This window comes from Microcoleus sp. PH2017_35_SFW_U_B (assembly GCF_020737865.1).
Taxonomy (GTDB): domain Bacteria; phylum Cyanobacteriota; class Cyanobacteriia; order Cyanobacteriales; family Microcoleaceae; genus Microcoleus.
On sequence record NZ_JAEQDE010000065.1, the window covers coordinates 25,661 to 31,945 of the forward strand.

At 45.9% G+C, this 6,285-nt stretch carries 5 protein-coding genes; 2 read left to right on the forward strand and 3 right to left on the reverse strand.

The genetic code is table 11. The features are described 5' to 3' along the window. Positions 1-23: 23 nt before the first annotated feature. The gene (recQ, locus tag JGK36_RS18560; RefSeq protein ID WP_293197789.1) at positions 24-2,219 is read right to left on the reverse strand and encodes a DNA helicase RecQ; all 2,196 of its coding nucleotides are present in this window, start codon (positions 2,217-2,219) and stop codon (positions 24-26) included. Between the two features lie 97 nt (positions 2,220-2,316). On the opposite strand from recQ, the gene JGK36_RS18565 reads away from it, so the two are divergent. After that, positions 2,317-2,601 (forward strand): DUF427 domain-containing protein, encoded by a 285-nt coding sequence (locus tag JGK36_RS18565; RefSeq protein ID WP_293182457.1) that lies wholly within the window; start codon positions 2,317-2,319, stop codon positions 2,599-2,601. A gap of 288 nt (positions 2,602-2,889) precedes the next feature. On the opposite strand, the gene JGK36_RS18570 is transcribed toward JGK36_RS18565, so the two are convergent. Beyond that, positions 2,890-3,555 (reverse strand): L-threonylcarbamoyladenylate synthase, encoded by a 666-nt coding sequence (locus JGK36_RS18570; protein WP_293182459.1) that lies wholly within the window; start codon positions 3,553-3,555, stop codon positions 2,890-2,892. A gap of 75 nt (positions 3,556-3,630) precedes the next feature. Between JGK36_RS18570 and larC the strand changes: the two genes are divergently transcribed. Further along, positions 3,631-5,115, forward strand: coding sequence for a nickel pincer cofactor biosynthesis protein LarC (larC, locus tag JGK36_RS18575; RefSeq protein WP_293197791.1), 1,485 nt, complete (start codon positions 3,631-3,633; stop codon positions 5,113-5,115). Positions 5,116-5,336: 221 nt separating this feature from the next. Here larC and JGK36_RS18580 read toward each other — a convergent pair whose 3' ends face one another. Next, positions 5,337-6,185: an energy-coupling factor ABC transporter ATP-binding protein gene (locus tag JGK36_RS18580; RefSeq protein WP_293182475.1), complete on the reverse strand. Its 849-nt coding sequence runs from the start codon at positions 6,183-6,185 to the stop codon at positions 5,337-5,339. Positions 6,186-6,285 lie beyond the last annotated feature (100 nt).

Sequence of the window (6,285 nt, forward strand, 5' to 3'; positions counted from 1 at the left end):
CGTTAATCCGCCGATATCAGCGGTTAAAAGCTGACATAATTTTGCCGCCACCAAGCGCGGACAAACTTAATTTCCTCAAACGTATAACGTTCTTGCAAATACTCATAAATTACTCTCAATCTCTCATCTCCAACAACTTCAATTGCTTGTACAATTGCCTGTTGGCTTTCCGATTCTACTAACAAATTTATATCAACTTCCCGACCCATATCCATCAATTCTACCAGATGTCCCGCAATAGTAGTGGGACTCATCCCGCGCGCATTGGCTATCGCTTGAACAGTCAAATTTTGTCGGTACAATTCCCAGGTTTGCATCTGCGAATAAGATGGAACGTTAGCAAGAGTGGGAAGATTGGCGGCAGCAGAAGATGCTGTACCTATTGGCAATCCTTGTTCTTTGCAAAAAGTGTGAATAGCCTCTAAGAAAACTTTGCCGTACTTATCTCGCTTGTTGCTACCAACGCCGTAAACTTCCTCAAATTCGGTGAGATTTTGCGGGCGTTTTTCTGCCATGTCTCGCAAGCTTCTATCGGCAAAAACTACGTAAGGCGGTACGAATTGTTCGTCGGCAATTTGTTTGCGGAGACTTCGCAATATGGAAAATAAGCCTTCTACTTCTACTGCTAAAGAGCGAGTTCTTGCCTGTACTTCCCGCGGCGCTTCAATGGCGATTTCAACTGTGCGCTGGCGTTTCATGATTTCCCAACTTTTCTCGTTGAGTTTTAAAATGGGAAAGCCGTCTGTTTTTTCGTCTAAAAAACCTTGGTTGATCAGCGAACGACTTAATTTTTTCCACTCGTCGGCAGTTCTATCTTTGCCAATGCCGTAGGTGGAAAGTTGGTTGTGCTGGTATTGCAATATTTTTTGACTTTTGGAACCCCGCACCACGTCTATAATATGATTCATCCCGAATTTTTCTTGACATCTGGCGATGCAGGAAAGAAATTTCATGGCTTCAAGCGTCCAGTCTTCTACTGGTTTTTTGTTGCAACAGTTGTCGCAGTTGCCGCAATCGCCGGGAAATGAATCGCCGAAATAACTTAATTGGACTGTGCGGCGGCAATCGCTGGATTCTGCGTAGTTGATTACTCGCCGTAGTTGTTGGCGGGCTATTCTTTGTTCTTGTTCGTCGGGTTTTTGTTCGATGATGTATTCGATGGTTTTGACATCGCCGAATCCGAAAAATAAGGTGCAGTGGGATGGTTCGTTGTCTCTGCCTGCGCGGCCTGATTCTTGATAGTATCCTTCTAGGTTTTTGGGTAAGTCGTGGTGAATTACAAATCGCACGTCGGGTTTGTTGATTCCCATCCCGAAGGCGACTGTTGCTACCATTACTTGTACGTCGTCGCGGATGAATCGGGTTTGGTTGGTCGATCGATCTACATCGCTCATTCCGGCATGGTATGGTAGGGCTTGGATGCCACTTTGCTGCAATTTGTAGGCAACTTCGTCAACTTTTTTGCGACTGAGGCAGTAGATGATTCCTGAACCGCCTTTTTTTTGGATGATTTGCAAGACTTCGGCAAAACTGTGCTTGGTTTTTTGGCGGACTTCGTAGTATAGGTTGGGGCGGTTGAAGCTGGCGACGTGGATGTAGGGATTTCGCAGGTTTAGCTGCTGGATGATGTCTTGGCGGACGCGCTCGGTGGCGGTGGCTGTTAGTCCCATAATGGGGATGTCTGGGTAGCGATCGCGCACTCGCTCCATTTGCCTGTATTCTGGTCGAAAGTCGTGTCCCCATTCCGAAACGCAGTGGGCTTCGTCGATCGCAAATGCCGAAATTCCTAACTTAGAAGCTACTATATCTAAAAACGGTAAAAATCTCTCGCCCAGCAAGCGTTCGGGCGCAACGTACAGTAGTTTAATTTTACCTTCGAGAATTGCTGTTTCGCGCGATCGGGTTTCCATCGCGCTCAAAGTGCTGTTGAGAAAAGTCGCCCCAATCCCATTATCCTGCAAAGCTTCCACCTGGTCTTGCATCAGGGCAATCAGCGGCGAAACCACCACCGTCAATCCCGGTTTCAACAAAGCCGGTAATTGAAAACACAAAGATTTGCCACCGCCAGTCGGCATGACAATCATCATATCGCGTTGTTGTAAAGCAGCTTCGACAATTTCCCGCTGGCCCGGGCGGAAAGAGTCATAGCCAAAGAAATGTTTGAGGGATTGTTCGAGGGATGAGGGCGCGAGAGATGTTGGCGGATTCGACCCTGACATTTGCAGTAATTGGTTGTTGACTTCAACCTTATTCTAGGTCTTTTGAGCACAAATACAGTTACAATATTTGAGAATCTCAATTTAAGCAGATAAACCGATGCCGAAAGCAATTTGGAATGGTGCCGTTTTGGCCGAGAGCGATAAGTGCGAAATGGTAGATAATAACTATTATTTCCCGGCGGATGCCATCAACCGCGAGTATTTCAAGGATAGCAGCACTCACACTACTTGCGGTTGGAAAGGTGTTGCTAGTTACTATAGTGTTGAAGTCGGCGGACAGGTTAATAAGGATGCTGCTTGGTACTATCCTACTCCGAAAGATGCTGCTAAAAATATTGCAGGATATGTTGCTTTTTGGAAAGGAGTTAAGGTGGAGGCTTAGGTCTTTTTCGCAGGTTTCTTAGCCACGATTTAGACAAGTCAAGATAGAGGACACAACGTTGTTGTGTCCCTACGGGTTATTTGAATTAAATTTGATATAATACCGGGCGGTTGAAACCGCGTCTATACAAACCAAACCCACCTCAGTGGGTTGAAGAATGATATGATACCGGGCGGTTGAAACCGCGTCTATACAAACCAAACCCACCTCCGTGGGTTGAAGAATGGACGGAGATTAATTCAAGATAATTTGCGAGTTTTGCAATTCAAGTCTAATTCCTCTTAATTTTTAATCTTGTTCCCAAGCGGCGGCCGCTTCCCATCCCAAACCGCGACGAACGACAATTGGTTTGTTTTCAGTTAAATCGAGAATGGTAGAAACTTGATATCCTGGATCGGAATCATCATCGACAATGATATCTACTAACTTTAAAAAACAGTCAAATAGTTCAGCTTTGCCAAAGCTTTCTGCTTTTGCAGCAGGTACTGGTGCAGCACCTTCATCATCAGTGGTAATGTGAGCAGATGTGGAAATAATCGGATTTCCCAAAGATTCTAGAAGTGTAAAACAAAGCGGGTGGTTGGGAACGCGAATTCCCGTGGTTTTGCGTTTTGGGTTCATTACCAATTTGGGCACTAATTTGGTAGCTGGTAGCAGAAATGTGTAGGGCCCGGGGATTAACCGCTTGATGATTCTGTATGCTTCATCGGTGACGGCAGCATACTCGGTGATATTTGACAATGAGGAACACATAAATGTTAAAGGCTTATCATTGGATAGTTGCTTGATCCGCCTGACTCGTTCTACGGCAGATTTGGAGTTGAGATCGCAGCCGATCGCGTAAACTGTATCTGTGGGATAAAGCATCACGGCCCCATCTTTGAGAGCTTTTGTAATCTTCTCGATTCGGTCTTTCTGGGGTGCAACTGGATGGAGTCCGTAAATAATTGCCATGTTAATATATTCCAGGCTAAGTGGGCGATCGACAAATGTGCTAAAACAATCAATGTTGAAAATTAATTGTTAATAATGAATAAAATAGCTTATTTTGACTGCCCAACCGGCATTGCTGGCGATATGTGCCTCGGAGCTCTTGTACACGCGGGCGTTCCCTTAGAGTACCTAATCGAAAAACTCCATTTACTAGGCATTTCGACTGAGTACCAATTGCGGGCCGAATTAGTTCACCGGAATACTCAACAAGCAACTAAATTTTATGTCGATTTAGCTGCGGATTTGCCTTTAAAATCAAACAATCTGGCTGCTGACTCCGCCCTCGATCCCTCGGAAACTGAATCGCCGACTTTCGATGCGCGCCACCACCATCACGGGGAAGAACATTCTCACACTCACGGCGAAGCAGATGCGGAAATTAGCCACACTCATCACCGCCACTTACCAGAAATTGAGCAAATTATCGTCGCTGCAAAATTGCCTCCGCGGGTGGAAGCTTGGAGTTTGGCCGTATTTGGCAAGTTAGCAGATGCAGAGGCTGCCGTACACGGTATTCCCCCCAGTGAGGTTCACTTCCACGAGGTGGGGGCTACGGATGCACTTGTTGATATTGTCGGTACTTGTTTGGGTTTGGATTGGTTGGATATTGATGAGTTTTACTTTTCGCCGATGCCGACTGGTGGGGGTACGGTGAAGGCGGCCCACGGTAGGTTAGCTGTACCTACGCCTGCTGTGATGCGGTTGTGGGAAACGCACCGAGTACCGGTTTATAGTAATGGAATCGATCGCGAATTGTGCACTCCTACAGGAACTGCGATCGCCTGTACCCTCGCCTCTGCTTTTGGCCCGCCGCCACCGATGCAAGTTCAGCTAATTGGTTTGGGTGCAGGTTCGCGAAATCTGGCAATTCCTAATATTTTGCGCCTCTGGATTGGGGAGAAGGAAGAAGGAAGAAGGGAGAAGGAAGAAGGAAGAGGGAAGAAGGAAGAAGGAAGAGGGAAGAAGGAAGAAGGAAGAGGGAAGAAGGAAGAAGGAAGAGGGGAGAAGGAAGAAGGAAGAGGGGAGAAGGAAGTATTTAATCAATTCCCAATGCCCAATGCCCCATTCCCAATGCCCCATTCCCAAGAAACAGTCTGTGTTTTGGAAACGCAAATTGATGATTTAAACCCGCAGGCTATTGGGTATGTTTTTGATGCTTTGTTTCTCGCCGGAGCTCTGGATGTTTTTACTACACCAATTGTGATGAAAAAGTCGCGGCTGGGGGTTTTGTTAAGTGTGATTTGTCATCCCGAATTTCAGGATGCTTGCGAAGCTGTGATGTTTCGAGAGACTACTACTCTGGGAATTAGGCGATCGACTCAACAGAGAACTATTTTGGATAGAGAAATCCAGAAAGTTCAAACAGAATACGGCGAAGTGCAAATAAAAGTTGCTAAGTCGGGAGAAACGATTGTTAATGTACAGCCGGAATACGAAGATTGTGCGGAAATTGCCAGACTTAAAAATGTTAGTTGGCGCGAAGTTCATCGGTTGGCGCTGCAACTTTGGTACGATCGTTAAACAGTTGACAGTTGACAGTTGACAGTTGACAGTGGGTGCAGCGACCTGTGCAAGGCAAATATATCCGTAGGGGCGAAGCATGACCGCAGTCAATATGGGATTATAACTAATAACTTATATACGGTCATGCTTCTTCAGGCTTCAAAAACCAGATGCACCCTTGGCAGTTGATTTGAGTAGGTACACAATGGACACCTTACATAAAGGTTTTTTACAGGTTTTTACAGCAGTCTGCGGGTTTGTAAAATTTGTTGTTGCAATTCCTCGAAAGCGGGCAGTTTTGAGTTAGGATTTTTGTCAATGAGATCCTTTATTTGGTCGATTAGCTCGATCGCCAGCGGTACGCCAAGTTGCAATTGTTCCAAGACATCCCGCTGGGCAAAAACGGCTTCGGGAGTGCCTTCTAGAATCAGTTTTCCGCAATCCATCACAAACACCCAATCGGCCCAGCGATAGATGAAATCGAGGTCGTGACTTGCTAAAAGTATGGTGGTTCCGGCTGCGTGAATTTGTTGCAGCAAACCGATCAGTTGTTTGGTGTGGCGCGGATCGAGATAGGCGGTAGGTTCGTCTAGCAGCAGCAGTTTGGGTTTGAGTACCATGATATCGGCGATGGAAACGCGCTTTTTTTGTCCTAAACTAAGGTTGTGGATTGGTTCGCGGGCGAGTTCGCTTAAGTTGAATTGCTCGATCGCCTTTTCTACCTGTTGAGCAATTTCGGATTCTGGCAATCCTAGATTGTACAATCCGTAGGAGATATCCTCTTCGACTGTGGAAGCAACTAACTGATGTTCGGGATTTTGAAAGACGAGTCCGATTTGTTGGCGCAGTTTCATGAGAGATTTGCGATCGTAACGAAACGGTTCGCCTTCCCAGCGAATGATTCCCTGTTGCGGTTGGTACAAGCCATTTGCTAGCAGAAACAAGGTGGTTTTGCCGCAGCCGTTTTGACCGATGAGTCCGCAGCGCTTCCCGGCGGGGATTTTGAGGCTTAAATCGTGAATTGCTACTCGCGAAGTGCACGGATATGAGTAAAAAGTGCGATCGAATTCGAGAATTGATTGAGACATATATTGGTAATTGGTAATTGGTAATTGGTAATTGGTAATTGGTAATTGGTAATTGGTAATTGGTAATTGGTAATTGGTAATTGGTAATTGGTAATTGGTA

Coding starts and splice junctions, on each gene's coding strand:
- recQ (WP_293197789.1), bottom strand. CDS start 2,219: ATGTCAGGGTCGAATCCGCCAACATCTCTCGCGCCCTCATCCCTCGAA.
- JGK36_RS18565 (WP_293182457.1), top strand. CDS start 2,317: ATGCCGAAAGCAATTTGGAATGGTGCCGTTTTGGCCGAGAGCGATAAG.
- JGK36_RS18570 (WP_293182459.1), bottom strand. CDS start 3,555: ATGGCAATTATTTACGGACTCCATCCAGTTGCACCCCAGAAAGACCGA.
- larC (WP_293197791.1), top strand. CDS start 3,631: ATGAATAAAATAGCTTATTTTGACTGCCCAACCGGCATTGCTGGCGAT.
- JGK36_RS18580 (WP_293182475.1), bottom strand. CDS start 6,185: ATGTCTCAATCAATTCTCGAATTCGATCGCACTTTTTACTCATATCCG.